The organism is Bradyrhizobium sp. Ses1 (assembly GCF_059512365.1).
The window spans coordinates 28,477-47,737 of sequence record NZ_JCAMOQ010000031.1; the positions used below are offsets into that span (position 1 = coordinate 28,477).

Sequence of the window (19,261 nt, forward strand, 5' to 3'; positions counted from 1 at the left end):
TCACGCACCCTCCTGCTCGGCCGGCGCCTCGGCAGCCTGCTCGCCCGCAACCTTGAACTTGCCGGGCTTCGGAGCTTCCTTCGGCAGCGGCTTCTTGATGGCGTCGCGCACCCTGATCCAGCCGCCCTTGGAGCCGGGAACGGCGCCTTCGACCAGGATCAGGCCACGCTCGACATCGGTCTGGACGACGCGAAGGTTGAGCGTGGTGATGCGATCGACACCCATGTGGCCGGGCATCTTCTTGTTCTTCCAGGTCTTGCCGGGATCCTGACGGCCACCGGTCGAACCGATCGAACGGTGCGAGATCGACACGCCGTGGGTGGCACGCAGACCGCCGAAGTTCCAACGCTTCATGCCGCCGGCAAAGCCCTTACCGATCGAGGTGCCGGTCACGTCGACGAACTGACCGACCACGAAATGATCAGCCTGGATCTCGGCGCCGACCGGAATCAATGCGTCCTCGGAGACGCGAAATTCCGCGACCTTGCGCTTCGGCTCGACCTTGGCGACGGCGAACTGGCCGCGCTCGGCCTTCGGCATGTACACGGTCTTGCGCGAGCCTGAGCCGAGCTGCAGTGCGACATAACCGTTCTGTTCAGTGGTGCGGTGGCCCAGCACCTGGCAGTTGCCGAGCTTCAGCACGGTCACGGGAATATGTTCGCCGGCCTCTGTAAAGACCCGCGTCATCCCGACCTTTTGTGCGATCACTCCGGAGCGCATCGGCGTGGTTCCTGTTCTCTTTCGTCCGCTCGCGCGGACTTCAATCCAAAAAACTTAGAGCTTGATCTCGACGTCGACACCGGCGGCCAGATCGAGCTTCATGAGAGCATCGACGGTCTGCGGGGTCGGATCGACAATGTCGAGAAGGCGCTTGTGGGTGCGCATCTCGAACTGTTCGCGGCTCTTCTTGTCGACATGCGGCGAACGGTTGACGGTGAACTTCTCGATGCGGGTAGGCAGCGGAATGGGACCGCGAACCTGGGCACCGGTACGTTTCGCCGTGTTCACGATCTCGCGGGTCGACGTATCGAGGATACGATGGTCGAACGCCTTGAGACGGATGCGGATATTCTGGCCGTTCATTGCCGTACTTTCTTTGGTGAGTGGCGAGTAGCGAGTAGCGAATAGAAATTCCTATTCGCCACTCGCCATTCCCTGTTCGCTTCTTACTCGAGGATCGAGGCGACGACGCCGGCGCCGACGGTGCGGCCGCCTTCGCGGATCGCGAAGCGCAGCTTCTCCTCCATCGCGATCGGCACGATCAGGTGCACTTCCATCGCAATGTTGTCGCCAGGCATCACCATCTCGGTGCCCTCAGGCAGATGCACGACACCGGTCACGTCGGTGGTGCGGAAGTAGAACTGCGGGCGGTAGTTGGTGAAGAACGGGGTGTGACGGCCGCCCTCTTCCTTGGTGAGGATGTACGCCTCAGCCTTGAACTTGGTGTGCGGCTTGACCGAACCCGGCTTGCACAGCACCTGACCACGCTCCACTTCCTCACGCTTGGTACCGCGGAGCAGCGCACCGATGTTGTCGCCCGCCTGGCCCTGATCGAGCAGCTTGCGGAACATTTCGACGCCGGTGACGGTGGTCTTCTGAGTGTCGCGCAGACCGACGATCTCGATTTCGTCGCCGACCTTGACGATGCCGCGCTCGACACGGCCGGTCACCACGGTGCCGCGGCCCGAGATCGAGAACACGTCTTCGACCGGCATCAGGAACGGCTGGTCGATCGGACGCTCCGGCTGCGGAATGTACTCGTCGACATTGCGCATCAGCTCAAGAACCGCGTCATGGCCGAGCTTCTTGTCGCTGTCTTCCAGAGCGGCCAGCGCCGAACCCTTGACGATCGGGATCTTGTCGCCGGGGAAGTCGTACTTCGAGAGCAGCTCGCGCACTTCGAGCTCGACGAGCTCGAGCAGCTCCGGATCGTCGACCATGTCGCACTTGTTGAGGAACACGACGAGCGCGGGAACGCCGACCTGGCGGGCGAGCAGGATGTGCTCGCGGGTCTGCGGCATCGGGCCGTCGGCAGCCGACACGACGAGGATCGCACCGTCCATCTGAGCGGCGCCGGTGATCATGTTCTTCACGTAGTCGGCGTGGCCGGGGCAGTCGACGTGGGCGTAGTGGCGGTTCTGGGTCTCGTACTCGACGTGAGCGGTCGAGATCGTGATGCCGCGCGCCTTCTCTTCCGGCGCCTTGTCGATCTGGTCGTAGGCGGTGAACGTCGCACCGCCGGTTTCCGCCAGGATCTTGGTGATCGCGGCGGTCAGCGAGGTCTTGCCATGGTCGACGTGACCGATGGTGCCGATGTTGCAGTGCGGTTTGTTACGCTCAAATTTTGCTTTGGCCATTTGACTCTCCGTTCAATCGTTAGCTGCCAACCAACGATAATCAGGCAAACTTCTTCTGGACTTCAGCCGACACGTTCGCCGGCGCTTCGGCGTAGTGATCGAACTGCATGGTGAAGGTTGCGCGACCCTGGCTCATCGAGCGCAGATTGTTCACGTAACCGAACATGTTCATGAGCGGCACCATCGCGTTGATGACGTTGGCGTTGCCGCGCATGTCTTGGCCCTGGATCTGGCCGCGCCGGGAGTTCAGGTCGCCGATGACGGAACCGGTGTAGTCTTCCGGCGTCACCACCTCGACCTTCATGATCGGCTCGAGCAGGACGGACTTGCCCATCTGCAGCGCCTCGCGGAAACAGGCCCGCGTTGCGATTTCGAAGGCCAGAGCCGACGAGTCGACGTCGTGATACTTGCCGTCGATCAGCTGCACCTTGACGTCGACCACCGGGAAGCCGGCGACCACGCCCGAGCCCAACACGCTCTCGAGGCCCTTCTCGACGCCGGGGATATATTCCTTCGGCACCGCACCACCGACGATCTTCGATTCGAACTCGTAGCCCTTGCCGGCCTCGTTCGGCTCGACGATCAGCGTCACGGCCGCGAACTGGCCGGTGCCGCCGGTCTGCTTCTTGTGGGTGTAGCTGTGCTCGACCCGCTTGGTCACGCGCTCACGGAACGCCACCTGCGGCGCGCCGATATTGGCATCGACCTTGTAGGTGCGCTTCAGGATGTCGACCTTGATGTCGAGATGCAGTTCGCCCATGCCCTTCAGGATGGTCTGGCCGGACTCGTGGTCGGTCGTCACCCGGAACGACGGATCTTCCGCCGCGAGCTTCGCGAGCGCGACACCGAGCTTTTCCTGGTCGGCCTTCGACTTCGGCTCGATCGCGATCTCGATCACCGGATCCGGGAACTCCATCTTTTCCAGGATCACCGGGTGGTTCGGATCGCACAGCGTGTCGCCGGTGCGCGCTTCCTTGAGGCCCGCCAGCGCGACGATGTCGCCGGCATAGGCTTCCTTGATGTCCTCACGGTTGTTCGCATGCATCAACAGCATGCGCCCGATCCGCTCCTTCTTCTCGCGGGTCGAGTTGATCACGCCGGTGCCGCTCTGCAGGATGCCCGAATAGATGCGGCAGAAGGTGATGGTGCCGACAAACGGGTCGTCCATGATCTTGAACGCGAGCAGCGCCAGCGGCTCCTTGTCGTCAGCCTTGCGAACGACCTCGTTGCCCTTGTCGTCGGTGCCCTTGATCGCGGGCACGTCGAGCGGCGACGGCAGATAGTCGACGACGGCGTCGAGCAGCGGCTGCACACCCTTGTTCTTGAACGCGGAGCCACACAGCACCGGATAGAACGCACCAGTCAGCACGGCCTTGCGGATCAGCCGCTTCAGCGTCGCCTCGTCCGGCTCCTTGCCGTCGAGATAGGCAGCCATGGCGTCGTCATCGAGCTCGACGGCGGCTTCCACCATCTTCTCGCGGTATTCCTTGGCCTGGTCGGCGAGATCCGCCGGAATGTCGACATAGTCGAACTTGGCGCCAAGCGACTCGTCGTTCCAGATGACGCCCTTCATCTTCACGAGGTCGACGAGACCCTTGAAGTTGTTCTCGGCGCCGATCGGCAGCTGGATTGCGATCGGCTTGGCGCCGAGGCGGTCGACGATGTCGGACAGGCACTTGAAGAAGTCGGCACCGGTCTTGTCCATCTTGTTGGCGAAGACGATGCGCGGAACCTTGTACTTGTCACCCTGGCGCCAGACGGTTTCGGTCTGCGGCTCGACGCCCTGGTTGGAATCGAGCACGCACACGGCGCCGTCGAGCACACGCAAGCTGCGCTCAACTTCAATGGTGAAGTCGACGTGGCCGGGAGTGTCGATGATGTTCAGGCGCTTGCCGTTCCAGAACGCGGTGGTCGCAGCCGAGGTGATGGTGATGCCACGCTCCTGCTCCTGCTCCATCCAGTCCATCGTCGCGGCACCTTCGTGCACTTCGCCGATCTTGTGGCTCTTGCCGGTATAATAGAGGATGCGCTCGGTCGTCGTGGTCTTGCCGGCGTCGATATGCGCCATGATACCGAAGTTGCGATAGTCCTCGATGGCATGTTGGCGGGGCATGGGGCTGTTCCTTAAATTCCGTTGTTCGCCTTACCAGCGATAGTGCGAGAAGGCGCGGTTGGCTTCCGCCATCCGGTGCACGTCTTCACGCTTCTTGACGGCGTTTCCCCGATTGTTCGACGCATCAAGCAGCTCCGCCGAGAGCCGCTCCGTCATGGTCTTCTCGTTACGCTCACGCGCGGCCGAAATCAGCCAGCGGATGCCGAGCGCCTGCCGGCGCACCGAGCGGACTTCCACCGGCACCTGATAGGTCGCACCACCGACGCGGCGGGAACGCACCTCGATGGTCGGCATGACGTTCTCAAGCGCCTGCTCGAACACGCCGAGCGGGTTCTGCTTGGTCTTGGCCTCGATCATGGTGAGCGCGCCATAGACGATGTTCTCGGCGACCGACTTCTTGCCGGCGTACATGACCGAGTTCATGAACTTGGTGATGATGATGTTCCCGAACTTCGGGTCCGGAAGCACTTCACGCTTTTCTGCAGAGTGACGACGCGACATCTTACCTGTTCCCGCTTACTTCGGACGCTTGGCGCCGTACTTCGAACGACGCTGCTTACGGTTCTTGACGCCCTGGGTATCCAGCACGCCGCGGAGGATGTGATAGCGCACGCCCGGCAAGTCCTTGACGCGGCCGCCGCGGATCATGACCACCGAGTGCTCCTGAAGGTTATGGCCCTCACCCGGGATGTAACCGATCACCTCGAACCCATTGGTCAGACGCACCTTGGCGACCTTACGAAGCGCCGAGTTCGGCTTCTTCGGGGTCGTCGTGTAGACGCGCGTGCACACGCCGCGCTTCTGCGGCGACTGCTGCAGCGCCGGCACCTTCTTGCGCGACTTCTGCACTTCCCGTGGTTTTGCGATCAGCTGGTTGATCGTCGGCATGTCAGCCTTCACCCTTCAAGTTCGCGCGGAACCTCACTGGCTCCGCAAATTCTTCACGGGAACGAACCGCCCGTCCGGCCGCCTCACACGAAAACCGTTCGCGCAAAACGAAATCGCGCCTACCACTCATTGCTGAGCGGAAAGCGCTTGACCCCACAGAGGACCGCGATCACGACCGATCAGCTCTCGCTGTCCGGCTGAAAACCGAGGTCATGCGTCCGAGTTCACTCTCAAGAGAACGCGCTCAAGAGAACAAAAATCGCCCTGGCATTGCCTAGCTATCATCGACAGCGTTTGAGCGGCATTCGTCGAGGTTGGTGCCCGCCTCAGTCCAGTAGGTCTGATAGGGTGTTCCGTTCCGACGCTGGCGTAGCTCACCGCCTGTCGTTAAGTTCGCGCCTTGTATAAGCGGTAGATAGTGAAGTCAAGCAAAACGACAATACGAGAAACGCCTCTGCTGCATATGGATTTGGCACTTTCGCGCGCTCAGCGCGAGTGAAAATCGCAAAGTCTACTGCCCCACTTTCCGAGCGAGTCGGCCGACTATTTTATCCGGACATAAATAGCCTGAAGCAGCTTTTAGGCGGCTCTCAACCAAAGATTCGCGCAAAATAAGCCTTGTTTGCCATTTCCGGCGCAAAGAACGCGCTTAGCCCCTGCCCTGTACCGCCTTGCGATCATCGGCAGCGAGTGGCCAACTCCACGGCAGCCGCCATGCTTGGCCGGCCGGCATTCGACCATCCCGGTCGATTTGCAGGATGTCTGTCCGCCAGATTTCCGCTTCGAGAAGCTGGCGGCGGCGCACCGATCGAGCGATTCGCGCGGACCGATGCAGCTTGCGATCCAACCAAGGCGCGTGCGTTGATATCCACGTCGCCCAAGGCCTGTCGCTCGCGCTGCCGCGACAAGTCAAAAAAGCTTCACCCCGATCGCGTTACGGTTGCGGCGAAGGTGCGCAAAGTCCGCCTCGAATCAGCGAGGAGAATGCTCCAGCAGCTTCCTTCTCGCTGCAATGACCACGGATCATCATGACCGAGAGCGCTTCGCCCGCCCCGACAAGGCCGACACAGCGCCGTTGTAGTTCATCGGGCGGCAACGTGCTGTGCGGCTCAAGCGCCGATACGAACAGCTGGACGTACCCATCGATCAGCTCCTGGTGCACCGCGCCCATTTCCCCGCTGCCCGACAGCGCCGCACCCACCGCGTGCCATTCGCCACTCGTATCTGCGGAACAGTGGATATAGGCGGTCGCGAGGACGTCGGCAGTATCCCCTAAGTTCCGCTGAACGCTTCTTAACGCTTCACGCAGGGCATTCGCCTGCTCCCTGTCGAGCGACTTGTAGAGTTCGATCAACAACCCCGATCGTGTGCCGAAGTGTTCGTACGGGATTGGCTTGGAGACTCCGGCACGAGCGGCCAGGTGTCCCAGTGTCAGCCGATCGGCGCCTTCTTCGCGGATAATGACGAGGGCCATATCGAGCAACTGGCGCCGTCGATCCGCCTTCGAGAGCCGACCGGAAAGCGCCTTATGCGCTTTCGGTCTCAAAGAGTGTTTCACGGTCCGGATCTCCCCCTTGCAGAACCTACCATCAGCAACTTACTAATGGTAACTTACCGACGTTAGGTTATGTTCGCTAGGATTGAGAGGCACCGCAATGTCGCCAGCTCCCATTCTCCTGATCGGCGGCTCCGGCATTGTCGGCCGCTGGACGGCCCGATTCCTGCGCGCCGCCCATCCCGATCAGCCGCTACTGATCGGCGGCCGCGATCTCGCTAAGGCCAAGAAAGCCGCGACCGAAATTGGCGGTGCGGAGGGTGTGGTGCTCGACCTGGCCGTTGATGGCCTTGGACTCGTTGAGCGCCCGGTCAGCGCCGTCGCCGTCCTTTTTACGGACGAAAGGATCGCCGGGCTCCGTTTCGCTCAGTCACGCAGCGTGCCGCACATCAGCATTTCTCCAGGCATTATCGAGATGGGCCCCGAAGTAGCAGCCTACATCCACGACCCGGACGCCGCGCCGGTCGTTCTGGGCACGGAATGGCTCGTCGGCGCGACGACGGTCCCCACGCTCGAATTCGCCAAGGCGTTCGGTCGGGTCCACGACATCGCTATCGGCGCGCTGCTCGATGAGCAGGATGCCTTCGGTCCGGCGGCAGCCGCCGACCTGGAGCGCCAAACGAAGACCATGCCGGCGGCGCTTGCTCGTCGGGACGGCGCCTACCTCTGGCGCGTTGGCGGCGATGCCAAGGCCAAGTTCCGCGCCGTCGACGGCACCCTGATGGAGGCCTCCGCACTCTCCCCCTATGACGTTGTCGGCCTTGCGACCGCGACCGGCGCGCCAAACGTTCAATTCAGTCTCGCGATTGGAGTGAGCTCCACTCGCCGCCGCGGAGAGCCGATGTCGACCGAGATCGTCATCGAACTTGCCGGTGAGGATCAAGCGGGCCGACCGCTCCGCACCCGTCATGCGATTGTCCATCCTGAGGGACAGATGCCACTGACGGGGCTAGGCGTCGCCATGGTTCTCGAACGGCTCGTCGGACTCGACGGCAATCCGGCAACTCCCCCTGGCCTCTACTTTCCCTATCAGCTCCTCGAGCCCGCAGCCTATTTTGCCCGTCTCGAAAAGATCGGCGGAATGGTCATGACACTGGATGTGTTCTGACGAGTAACGATTCCGTCCTGCCAAGAAGGCTTACAACGCCCAGCTCAATGGCCAAGGCCCTCGACTTCCGCCTGGTGTCGACGGACCCCAGCCTTTGCTGGCGCGCGCAGCGCGGCACCCGCTTCCTTTTCCGGCTTGCTCGCGGTGCCCTGCGGCGCCCTGGCGGAGGATGTCCGACGACGCTGCCGCAGGCGGTCCCGCAGACGCCGCAGAAAATGGTAGCCGAGCAGCCGGCCCGCTTCCATCCGGTAGCCCAGCGACTTCGTTCCGCTGACATCGAAGAGCAGATCGAGCATGGTGCGGCGGCCGGCCCATAGCTGGGCCATGAAGCTGTCTTCGGCGGCGCAGGAATTGATCGCCTCGATCTCGGGCTGCGCGAACAGCTGATCGGTCACCTTGTCGACGAGGAGATGCCCGGGTGAATATCGCGCGAACTGGGCATCGTATGCGGTCTTCCAGGTGTAGGCGGTCGCGCCGCCATACATCAGCACCTGCGCAGCCGCGACCTCGCCGTTGACCTGCAGCAAGGCGACGGAGCAGGCTTGGCGGTCGGCCAGATTGTGCACCAACTGCCTGGTGAAGGCGGCATCGCGGGCATCCGATAACACTGCCGTGCCCCGCTCACCCTTCCAACTTGCCTTTTCCATCGCCAGAAACGTCTCGAACGCCTGGCGGACCGCGCCGGGCGACCGGTCGTTGACGACATCGACGGCGCCAAGCGCCGACAGTCTGTTCCAGTCCTGACGCAGCTTTTTCCGCGTCGAGCCGCTGCGCTTCACGCCGAATTCCTTCGTCACGAAAGGCCGGCTGCTCGTTGCAACGATCAACGGCTCGATGCCACGGGCGGCCAGCCATTTTGACATGGCCGCGTAGCTCGGGCACTCCCCGTCGAACGACGTGAGGCTGAGGACATCAGGCAGCAGCGGGTCTTGTTCGATGGCGGCGAGGAATGCGGGAATGACCTGATCGGCGAAGGCCGGATCGACGACCGGGCTGGAGAGAAAAGCATAAGTGTAGGGCAGCGCTTCCGACACCTTTGGCCACAATCGCACGGCCTGCCGCACCTGTAGCGCCCAGATGCCTACGAGCGTCCGCTGCGAAGCGCCCTGCTCCCAGGCCAGCAGCACGCGTATCCGGGCAAAGTCGGTCGCAACGGCCGCCGCGAGCGCGGCCGGGTTCATGAACACGTTCGACGACGCACGCCGCACCAGCTCGTCCCATTGCGGGGCGATGTCCAGCCTGGGTGAATCAATCGTTACCGAGATCATCGAAATCCGCACTCTTCGACCGCGCGCCATGGTGTTTGCGGGACATTGCTTTTCAATTAAGCGGACGCGGGACTGACTGGATTGTGAAGCACCAGTTCAGGGTTCCTTTGCGATTCTCGGCCATGCATGGAGCCTTGCGATCAGAGGCAAGACGCATGCGCTACACGGATGTTGCCATCATCGGCGGCGGGCTCGCCGGTTCGACCGCCGCGGCGATGCTCGGACGCGCGGGCATCTCGGCGTGCCTGATCGACCCGCATCTGAGCTATCCGCCTGAGCTGCGCTGCGAGAAGCTCGGCGGAGATCAACTCGCGCTGTTGCGCAGGACCGGCCTTGCCGAAGAGACGCTGCGCGCCACGACGCTGGACGGCCAGGTGTGGGAGGCGCGGTTCGGCTACGTCGTCGCCAAGAAGCCCAGCGATCAGCACGGCATCCTCTATGACACGCTGGTCAACACCATGCGCGCGCAGATTCCAGGCGATGTCGAGATCATCCATGCCAAGGCCTACGCTGTTTCAAACAGCGCCGACCGGCAGAAGATCGTGCTGTCGAACAATGAGGAGATCTCGGCACGGCTCATCGTGCTCGCTAACGGCCTGAACACCGGCCTGCGCCACACGCTCGGCATGCAGCGCCGCATCATCAGCGCGTGCCATTCAATCACGCTTGGCTTCGATGTCATGCCGGTCGGCCGCGCGGCGTTCGATTTTCCGGCGCTGACCTATTGGCCGGGCCGGCCGAGCGCGCGCATGGCCTATCTTACATTGTTCCCGATCGGCGGAACGATGCGCGCCAACCTCATGGTCTACCGCGACATGACCGACCCGTGGCTGCAGCAGTTCAGGCAGGCGCCGGAAGCCACCATGCTCGCCACGATGCCGGGGCTTGCCCGCATGACCGGCGGCTTCATGGTCTCCGGGCCGATCAGGATCAGGCCCGCCGACCTCTACGTCACCGAAGGATATCTGCAACCCGGTGTCGTGCTGGTCGGCGACGCGTTCTCGACCTCTTGCCCAGCCGCCGGCACCGGTAGCGACAAGGTCTTCACCGACGTCGAGCGGCTGTGCAACGTCCACATCCCGGCGTGGCTTTCGAGCGACGGCATGGACGTGCCGAAGATCCAGGCGTTCTACGACGATCCGGTCAAGCAGGCCTGCGAGGCACGATCGCTTGCCAAGGCCTACCACCTTCGCTCGCTGTCGATCGACCATGGCCTGACCTGGCGCGCCGGACGCTGGGGCCGCTTCGTGGTCCGTTTCGCGCAGGGCGTCCGCTACTCCACCGCCGGCGCGTTTCGCCCCGGCCGGCAAGACCGGATCGCGACATCAAGCTGAGGGATCACTCCTCGTCGTCGTCCTCATCATCGTCTTCATCGTCGTCGTCCGCCTGCGCAGCGGCATTGTGTGCGACGTGGCCCTGATCGTCCCAGAGCTTGCGGTAGACGCCGTTTGCGGCGAGCAGCTCGGCATGGGTGCCGCGCTCGATCGCCTTGCCGCCGGAGATCACGATGATCTCGTCCATGTCGACCACCGATGTCAGCCGGTGCGTCGACCAGATCATGGTGCGGCCCGCGGCAACCCTGAACAGCGTGCTATTGATCGCGGCCTCCGTGGTCTGGTCGAGGGCCGAGGTCGCTTCGTCGAGCAGCAGCACGGACGGATTGCGGATGATGGCACGCGCGATCGCGATGCGCTGGCGCTGGCCGCCTGAGAGCGTGTCGCCGCGCTCGCCGACCACGGTGTCGTATTTCTGCGGCAGGCTCATGATGAAGCGATGGATCTCGGCCTTGCGCGCGGCGTCCACGACCTCTTCGTCACTCGCGCCTTCCTTCCCGAGGCGGATGTTCTCCCGGATCGACATGTTGAACAGCATGTTCTCCTGGAACACGACCGCCATGCTTCGCCGCAGCGATTCACGCGTCACCTTGCGGATATCGACGCCGTCGATGGTGACGCGGCCCTCGTCCGGCACGTAAAGCCGCAGGATCAGATTGAGCAGCGTGCTCTTGCCGGAGCCGGAGGGGCCGACGATCGCGATACGCTGACCAACCTTGAGCTTGAGGCTGAAATTATCCAGCACCGGCTCCTGACTGCCCTCGTACTGGAACGTCACGCGCTCAAAGGTGATGTCATTGGTGATGCGCGGCAGGTCCGGCGCGCCCGGCCGGTCGGCGCCGCGCGTCGGCTCGTCCAGGAGTTCCTGCATATGCTGCACCGCCGCCGCCGACTGGATCGATACCGGGATGAAGTGCATCAGGTGCGCGATGTTGTAGGACACCTCCCAGAATGCGCTTTCGAAGGTGACGAAGGTGCCGATGGTGATCTGGCCCTTGGTGGCGAGATAGGCGCCGATCGCGAGCACCACGAGGTGCAACAGCAGCACCGCGATGGTGACGGTGCGCTCCACCATGGTCGACAGGAACATGGCGGAAGCTGCCTTCCGTCGCACGTCGTTGTTGCGCATCGTGAACCAGCCGAGCGCGCGGCGCTGCAGGTTGAACGCCTTCACCACGGCCTGGGCCGCGACATTCTCCTGCACGGTGCCGAGCAGCGCGGCCTCGTTCAGCTTCTGCTCGTAATTGGCCTGCACCGCCTTCGGGGTCAGGATCCGCGGCCCGATCAAGGTGATCGGAAACACGAGTAGCGCGACCACGGCAAGCTGCCAGCTCAGGAACAGCATCAGGATGATGCCGGCGATCAGCTCAAGGAACGGCAGGGCGGCGCTGTTGGCGAAGCTCTTGACCGAGCCCTCGAAGGCCGAAAGGTCGATCGAGAAGCGCGACAGGATCTCGCCGCGCTTGGTGCGGGCGAAATAGGACGACGGCAGGTTTTGGACGTGCTCGAACAGTTTGGTCCGCGCGTCGGAGATAATGCAGGCGGCAAGCCGCGCGTCCCAGCGTTCGTACCAGACCGCGATGATCGAGGTGATGATCCCGGCGGCGGCAAGAACGCCGAGGATCTTGTAGAGTGCCTGGAAATCCTCCTCGCCGAGCGCATCGTCGATCAGGAACTTCAGGCTGAGCGGCATGATGACGTTGAACAACGTCTCGACCACGAGGCCGAAGCTGACGAAGACCAGCATCCGCTTGTAGTTGGCCAGATACGGCTTGACGAAGCCGTAGATCGTGGCAAGCGCGCCGGCGGCTTCCTTGGCGGTGAAGACGACGAGGTCCTCGTCCTCATCATCGTCATCGAGCTCGATTTCGTTCTCGGCGTCGGCTTCGTCATCATCGTCGGGAAGCGGTGATGTCGACGAAGGCTTGCCGCCGGGCCTGGACGTAGCGGAATCGGCATTCGCCCCGAGCTTCTTTTTCAGCTCGAGTTCATCCGTCGCAACCGGATTGTGACCGTCAGATGATGGGGGCTTCGATGCCATGAAACCAACCGATACTGCACGGCCGGCATGACCGCAAATCGAGCGCGACAGCGCGATACGCGCTATGCCAACGATTCTATGCGATCAGCAAGGATTGGGCAAAGCAATTGAACCGGCCGGTGCACCGGTCAATCTTCAGGTCAATCCTTGGGTCAATCCTCGTCCTCGACCTTATCGAAGAACGAATAGCGCAACGCGTCGGAGTCGCCGTACCAGTGGCCGGGCCCCTTGTTGGCGGCGCGCGCCGCGGTCCACAGCGCCTCGGTGCAGTCGCGACGGTGGGCGGCGAGATCAAAACCGTTGCCGAAGAACAGTTCCGACCACTCCCACCAGGTGGCGAGCTTCTTGACGCCACGCAACAGATCGTAGCGGTCGATCAGGCCGGGCGCGAGGTCCGAGGTCACCGAGCCGAACACGAGGCCGGTCTTGACCACGCGACGCAATTCGCGCGCCGCGCGCACCACCTGCTTTCCGCCGAGATGGCAGAGGCTGGTCTCGAACACGAAGTCGAATTCGTTGTCCTCGAACGGCAGGTCGACGACCGAGCCGAGCTTGTTGTACTCCTGCAGCGCCTTCGGTGTCTTGCCGTGGATGAAGCGGTTGTTCTCGACGCCCCAGGCGTCAACCCCGCGCTCGCGCAGCGCGCCGACCAGTTCGCCGCTCGCCGAGCCCGCCACTAGGAGCTTGTAGCCCTTCGCCTCGCCCCAGACGATCTGGATCATCTCCATCAGCAGCGCGGGATCGGTGAAGTGGCGCCACGCCTCGCTGTATGGGCCCTGCCCGCGATAATTCTCGAAATAATCGCGGTCGATCTTGTCCGACAGCGGCCGCTCGGCCTGGGCGCGGGCATGGCGCAGCCGGATCATCTCGGTCAGGATGATGTCGGTCGCGGCATCGGACGAATCGAGCAGGCCGTTCAGCGTGGAATCGAACAGATAGTCGCCGACCACGACGATGCCGGGATGCTCCTTGGGCTCGGGACGATGGTTGGTCATGACGTCGCGCGCCGGCAGGCCGCCGGGCAGCGCGTTCACCGAGCTCAGCCAGCGGTGGATCTTGCCCTCGAGGAAATGCTCGCGCGCATTGCCGAGGGAAGCTGGCAGCGACTTCAACGCAGCATCGATCAGTTCCTGGTCGGTCAGATTGGCAAAGGCCAGCGCGTCCGAGCCCGCGATCAGCCAGTTCAGGACACCGTGCCGGCCGACATCATGGCGCGAACCTTCGTTGTAGACGCAGCAGCCGCCGAACGCTTCCGACATGAACCAGGAGCCCGGGATCTTCTCGCCCCAGAACGGCTCGTCGAACAGGATCGAGACGCGCAGGTAGTGCGCCGGGCGGTCGAAATAGGCGATGTGCTTGACCATCGACTGGCGCAACTCCTCGCCGTCCCAGCCGAGCGTGGCGAGCCAGGAATGCGGCAGGCAGACCAGCACGAGGTCGAAATCGCGCGTCTCCGGCCCCTTCCCGTTCATCATGTTGAGGCGGTAGCGGCCGTTGCCGGCCTTGCCGACTTTCAGCACCCGGTGATTGAGCTGGATGTCGGCATCGACTTCCGAGCGCAGGCATTCGATGAGCTGCTCATTGCCGTTCTGGATCGAGTACAGGCCGATATAGCCGTCGATATCCATCACGAAATTCTTCAGCGCATTGAGCCCGTTGGTGTTGTGGCTCTCGGTCGCGATGTCGGAGCGGGCCATCACCTTGAAGAAGCGCTTGGCGGTCGGATCCCCGACCTCCTCGTCGAGGAGTTGCTCGCAGGTCTTGTGAGCCCAGGGATGCTCGTTGTCATGCGCGCCGACGCCTTCGTAGTATTCGACCGGCGAGATCATCTCGGTGCAGCGCTTGCGGAACGCTTCGATCGCCTCGGCGGTCGTCGCGCCATATTTGCGGCGCATGCCCCGCACGTCGTTCAAGAGCTCGCCGTCGAGCTGGACCTGCTCGGCATCCATCGGGATGGTCTGCAGGCCGAAATGCTGGATCAGTTCGCGCAGCGGATCCGGGCCGGTCATCGAATAATCGTAGATCTCGGCGACGCCGGCCTCGTAGGTCGCGGGTGCGGTATCGAATTTGCGCGTGACGATCTTGCCGCCGAGCCGGTCCGACGCCTCGTAAATGGTGACGCGGCAGAGGTCGCCGAGCTTCCTCTTCAGGTACCAGGCGCTCATCAGCCCGCCGGGGCCGCCACCAACGATTGCGAGATCAAGCATGGGGATTCCGTTCTTCCGGGCGGGCGAAGCACCCGGCCGTAGCCGCTCTTAGCAGAAGCGCTTTTCTGTCTGAAGGAAAGATGAACAAAGCGCATTCCTGCAGCGCAGCACAAGAGGAGAGCAGCAAAAAGGCCGGCAAAAAGCCGGCCTTTTCGTGAGTACCGTAGTTTTGCGGGGTATTACTCCGCCGGCGGCAGCGCCAGCGGCTCCGCTTCGGGCGCGGACGGCACGATCGCCGCCTGCTTCTCGCGCTCGTCGAGGATCAGCTTGTCGCGCTTCATGGCGACTTCGCGGATCCGCGCCATCGAGGCGCCCGTGCCTGCCGGGATCAGCCGGCCGACAATGACGTTCTCCTTGAGGCCTTCCAGCGGGTCCACCTTGCCGTTGACGGCGGCTTCGGTGAGCACGCGAGTGGTCTCCTGGAAGGAGGCCGCCGAGAAGAACGACCGGGTCTGCAGGCTCGCCTTCGTGATGCCGAGCAGCACCGGCGTTCCGGTCGCGGGCTTCTTGCCCTCTTCCTTGGCCTTGGTGTTGAGCGCGTCGAACTCGATCTTGTCGACCTGCTCACCCGAGATCATGTCGGTGTCGCCCTGATCGGTGACCTCAACCTTCTGCAGCATCTGACGGACAATCACCTCGATGTGCTTGTCGTTGATGAGCACGCCCTGCAGCCGGTAGACCTCCTGGATTTCGTTGACCAGATAGGCAGCGAGTTCCTCGATGCCCTTGATCGCCAGGATGTCGTGCGGTGCCGGATTGCCTTCGACGATGAAGTCGCCCTTTTCGACGATGTCGCCGTCCTGCAGGTGGATGTGCTTGCCCTTCGGGATCAGGTACTCGCGCGGCTCCTCGGTCTTGTCGGTCGGCTCGATCGAGATGCGGCGCTTGTTCTTGTAGTCGCGGCCGAAGCGGATGGTGCCCGCCACTTCCGCGATGATCGCCGCATCCTTCGGCTTGCGCGCCTCGAACAGTTCGGCAACGCGCGGCAGACCGCCGGTGATGTCGCGGGTCTTGGCGCTCTCGGTCGAGATACGCGCCAGGATGTCGCCGGGCTTCACCTGCGCACCGACGTCGACCGACAAAATCGCGTCGACCGACAGCATGTAGCGGGCATCGCCGCCACGCGCGAGCTTCATCACCTTGCCGTCCTTGCCCTTGACCACGATGGCCGGGCGCAGATCCGCGCCGCCACGCGTCGATCGCCAGTCGATGACGACGCGCTTGGCGATACCGGTGGATTCGTCCAGCGTCTCCGAGATCGACTGGCCCTCGACCAGGTCCTCGAACCCGATCGTACCCTCGACTTCGGTCAGCACCGGACGGGTGTAAGGATCCCACTCGGCGATGCGCTGCCCGCGCTTGACCATATCGCCCTCGTCGACATGCATGCGCGAGCCGTACTGGATGCGATGGGTCGCACGCTCGGTGCCGTCGGCATCGACGATCGCAACCACCATGTTGCGGACCATCGCGACCAGGTGGCCTTCGCTGTTGCGGGCGATTGCCTTGTTCCTGATCACGATCTTGCCGTCGAAGTTCGACTCCACGAACGACTGCTCGTTGATCTGCGCCGCGCCGCCGATGTGGAACGTGCGCATCGTCAACTGCGTGCCCGGCTCGCCGATCGACTGCGCCGCGATCACGCCGACCGCCTCGCCGTGGTTGACCGGGGTGCCGCGGGCGAGATCGCGTCCGTAGCACTTGGCGCAGATGCCGTTGATGAGCTCGCAGGTCAGCGCCGAACGGATCTTCACCTCCTGGATGCCGGCCTTCTGGACGGCGTCCACATGGGACTCCTCCATCAGCGTTCCGCGCGCGATCAGGACCTCGTTGGTCGCGGGATCGCGCACGTCATCGCAGGCCACGCGGCCCAGGATGCGCGAGCCGAGCGAGGCGACCACCGTGCCGGCATCGATGATGGCGCGCATCTTGATGCCGAGATGGGTGCCGCAGTCGCTGGACGTGATGATGCAGTCCTGCGCCACGTCGACCAGACGGCGGGTCAGGTACCCGGAGTTCGCGGTCTTCAACGCGGTGTCCGCGAGGCCCTTGCGGGCGCCGTGGGTCGAGTTGAAGTACTCGAGCACCGAGAGGCCTTCCTTGAAGTTGGAAATGATCGGCGTCTCGATGATCTCGCCCGACGGCTTCGCCATCAGGCCGCGCATGCCCGCGAGCTGGCGCATCTGCGCCGGCGAACCACGCGCGCCGGAATGCGCCATCATGTAGATCGAGTTGATGTCGGCATCCGCCCCGCTGGCCGTCTTCTTGGTCGAGGAGATCTCCTTCATCATCGCCTTGGCGACTTCTTCGCCAGCCTTCGACCAGGCGTCGACGACTTTGTTGTACTTCTCGCCATGGGTGATCAGGCCGTCATTGTACTGCTGCTCGAAATCCTTCGCCAGCGTACGGGTCTGGTCGACGATCTTCCACTTCGACGCCGGCACGACCATGTCGTCCTTGCCGAACGAGATGCCGGCCTTGAAGGCGTTGTAGAAGCCGAGCGCCATGATGCGGTCGCAGAAGATCACCGTCTCCTTCTGGCCGCAGTGCCGGTAGACCTGGTCGATCACGCCGGAGATCTCGCGCTTGGTCATCAGCTTGTTGATGATGTCGTACGAAGTCCTCGGGTGCTTCGGCAGCAGGTTGCCGAGCATGACGCGGCCCGCGGTGGTTTCGATCCAGCGCTTGCTCTTCTTGCCTTCCTCGTCGAGGCCCTCCCACCGGTACTTGATCTTGGTGTGGAGGTGGATGACCTTCGAGTGCAGGGCATGCTCGAGCTCGGCCATGTCGCCGAACACCTTGCCCTCGCCGGGCAGGCCTTCGCGCATGATCGAGACGTAGTAGAGGCCGAGCACGATGTCCTGCGAGGGCACGATGATCGGCTGGCCGTTCGCGGGGTGCAGGATGTTGTTGGTCGACATCATCAGGACGCGCGCTTCGAGCTGCGCTTCGAGCGAGAGCGGAACGTGCACGGCCATCTGGTCGCCGTCGAAGTCGGCGTTGAACGCGGCGCAGACCAGCGGGTGAAGCTGGATCGCCTTGCCCTCGATCAGCACCGGCTCGAACGCCTGGATGCCCAGACGATGCAGCGTCGGCGCGCGGTTCAAGAGCACCGGATGCTCGCGGATCACCTCGTCCAGGATATCCCAGACCTCGGGCCGCTCCTTCTCGACCAGCTTCTTCGCCTGCTTCACGGTCGTCGACAGGCCCTTGGCGTCAAGCCGCGAATAGATGAACGGCTTGAACAGTTCGAGCGCCATCTTCTTCGGCAGGCCGCACTGATGCAGGCGCAGCTCGGGACCGACCACGATCACCGAACGGCCCGAATAGTCGACGCGCTTGCCGAGCAGGTTCTGGCGGAAGCGGCCCTGCTTGCCCTTGAGCATGTCGGCGAGCGACTTCAGCGGGCGCTTGTTGGCGCCGGTGATGACGCGACCGCGGCGGCCGTTGTCGAACAGCGCGTCGACGGCCTCCTGCAGCATGCGCTTCTCGTTGCGGATGATGATGTCGGGCGCGCGCAGCTCCATCAGCCGCTTCAAGCGGTTGTTGCGGTTGATGACGCGGCGGTAGAGGTCGTTGAGGTCAGACGTCGCGAAGCGGCCGCCATCGAGCGGCACCAGCGGGCGCAGGTCCGGCGGGATCACCGGAATGACCGTCATGATCATCCATTCCGGCTTGTTGCCGGAGACGCGGAAGGCCTCGACGATCTTCAGCCGCTTGGCGAGCTTCTTGTGCTTGATGTCGGAGTCGGTCTCCTGCATCTCGGCACGCAGCGAGAGCTCGAGCTTCTCCAGCTCGAGGCCCTTCAGCAATTCACGGATCGCCTCGGCGCCGATCATGGCGGTGAAGCTGTCCTGGCCGTATTCGTCCTGCGCCTTCAGGTACTCATCTTCCGACAGGAGCTGACGGTCCTTGAGCGCGGTCAGACCCGGCTCGAGCACGACGTAGTATTCGAAGTACAGGATGCGCTCGAGATCCTTCAGCGTCATGTCGAGCAGAAGGCCGATGCGCGACGGCAGCGACTTCAGGAACCAGATGTGGGCGACGGGCGCCGCGAGCTCGATATGGCCCATGCGCTCGCGCCGGACGCGCGACAGCGTGACTTCGACCGAGCACTTTTCGCAGATGATGCCCTTGTACTTCATCCGCTTGTACTTGCCGCACAAGCACTCGTAGTCCTTGATCGGCCCGAAGATGCGGGCGCAGAACAGCCCGTCCCGCTCCGGCTTGAAAGTGCGGTAGTTGATGGTCTCCGGCTTCTTGATCTCGCCGTAGGACCAGGACAGAATCTTCTCCGGGGACGCGATCGAAATCCGGATCTGGTCGAAGACCTGGGCCGGCGTCGTCGGATTGAAAAGATTCATAATCTCTTGGTTCATGGTCTTCTCCG

Annotated in this window: 13 protein-coding genes; 2 read left to right on the forward strand and 11 right to left on the reverse strand. The window is 63.1% G+C overall.

What is annotated here, in order from left to right; all coding sequences use genetic code 11:
- The 7 genes from rplC to AC5ZG5_RS28930 all read right to left on the reverse strand — a co-directional run bounded on the left by rplC (position 1) and on the right by AC5ZG5_RS28930 (position 6,916).
- Positions 1-720 carry a 50S ribosomal protein L3 gene (gene rplC, locus AC5ZG5_RS28900; RefSeq protein WP_028168163.1) on the reverse strand — a complete coding sequence of 240 codons (720 nt, stop codon included), beginning with the start codon at positions 718-720 and terminating at the stop codon, positions 1-3.
- Between the two features lie 54 nt (positions 721-774).
- Positions 775-1,083 carry a 30S ribosomal protein S10 gene (gene rpsJ / locus AC5ZG5_RS28905; RefSeq protein WP_002712302.1) on the reverse strand — a complete coding sequence of 103 codons (309 nt, stop codon included), beginning with the start codon at positions 1,081-1,083 and terminating at the stop codon, positions 775-777.
- Positions 1,084-1,166: 83 nt separating this feature from the next.
- Complete coding sequence (gene tuf, locus AC5ZG5_RS28910; protein WP_028168164.1) at positions 1,167-2,357, reverse strand: elongation factor Tu; 1,191 nt, start codon at positions 2,355-2,357, stop codon at positions 1,167-1,169.
- A gap of 40 nt (positions 2,358-2,397) precedes the next feature.
- The gene (gene fusA / locus AC5ZG5_RS28915; protein ID WP_028168165.1) at positions 2,398-4,470 is read right to left on the reverse strand and encodes an elongation factor G; all 2,073 of its coding nucleotides are present in this window, start codon (positions 4,468-4,470) and stop codon (positions 2,398-2,400) included.
- Between the two features lie 30 nt (positions 4,471-4,500).
- Complete coding sequence (gene rpsG / locus AC5ZG5_RS28920; protein WP_028168166.1) at positions 4,501-4,971, reverse strand: 30S ribosomal protein S7; 471 nt, start codon at positions 4,969-4,971, stop codon at positions 4,501-4,503.
- A 15-nt stretch (positions 4,972-4,986) separates the two neighbouring features.
- On the reverse strand, positions 4,987-5,358 hold the full coding sequence (rpsL, locus tag AC5ZG5_RS28925) for a 30S ribosomal protein S12 (RefSeq protein ID WP_028168167.1): 372 nt from the start codon (positions 5,356-5,358) through the stop codon (positions 4,987-4,989).
- Positions 5,359-6,292: 934 nt separating this feature from the next.
- Positions 6,293-6,916, reverse strand: coding sequence for a TetR/AcrR family transcriptional regulator (locus tag AC5ZG5_RS28930; protein ID WP_456644963.1), 624 nt, complete (start codon positions 6,914-6,916; stop codon positions 6,293-6,295).
- Between the two features lie 97 nt (positions 6,917-7,013).
- Here AC5ZG5_RS28930 and AC5ZG5_RS28935 point away from each other — a divergent pair, with 97 nt between their 5' ends.
- Positions 7,014-8,021 (forward strand): NAD(P)-dependent oxidoreductase, encoded by a 1,008-nt coding sequence (locus tag AC5ZG5_RS28935; RefSeq protein ID WP_456644962.1) that lies wholly within the window; start codon positions 7,014-7,016, stop codon positions 8,019-8,021.
- Positions 8,022-8,065: 44 nt separating this feature from the next.
- On the opposite strand, the gene AC5ZG5_RS28940 is transcribed toward AC5ZG5_RS28935, so the two are convergent.
- Positions 8,066-9,289: a GNAT family N-acetyltransferase gene (locus AC5ZG5_RS28940; RefSeq protein ID WP_456644961.1), complete on the reverse strand. Its 1,224-nt coding sequence runs from the start codon at positions 9,287-9,289 to the stop codon at positions 8,066-8,068.
- A gap of 155 nt (positions 9,290-9,444) precedes the next feature.
- Between AC5ZG5_RS28940 and AC5ZG5_RS28945 the strand changes: the two genes are divergently transcribed.
- Positions 9,445-10,623 carry an FAD-dependent oxidoreductase gene (locus AC5ZG5_RS28945; RefSeq protein ID WP_456644960.1) on the forward strand — a complete coding sequence of 393 codons (1,179 nt, stop codon included), beginning with the start codon at positions 9,445-9,447 and terminating at the stop codon, positions 10,621-10,623.
- A gap of 4 nt (positions 10,624-10,627) precedes the next feature.
- Here AC5ZG5_RS28945 and AC5ZG5_RS28950 read toward each other — a convergent pair whose 3' ends face one another.
- The 3 genes from AC5ZG5_RS28950 to rpoC form a co-directional block, all read right to left on the reverse strand.
- Positions 10,628-12,664, reverse strand: a complete 2,037-nt coding sequence (locus AC5ZG5_RS28950) for an ABC transporter ATP-binding protein (protein WP_456644959.1) — start codon at positions 12,662-12,664, stop codon at positions 10,628-10,630.
- A 152-nt stretch (positions 12,665-12,816) separates the two neighbouring features.
- The gene (locus AC5ZG5_RS28955) at positions 12,817-14,871 is read right to left on the reverse strand and encodes an FAD-dependent oxidoreductase (RefSeq protein ID WP_456644958.1); all 2,055 of its coding nucleotides are present in this window, start codon (positions 14,869-14,871) and stop codon (positions 12,817-12,819) included.
- A 179-nt stretch (positions 14,872-15,050) separates the two neighbouring features.
- Positions 15,051-19,250 (reverse strand): DNA-directed RNA polymerase subunit beta', encoded by a 4,200-nt coding sequence (gene rpoC / locus AC5ZG5_RS28960; protein WP_028168544.1) that lies wholly within the window; start codon positions 19,248-19,250, stop codon positions 15,051-15,053.
- Positions 19,251-19,261 lie beyond the last annotated feature (11 nt).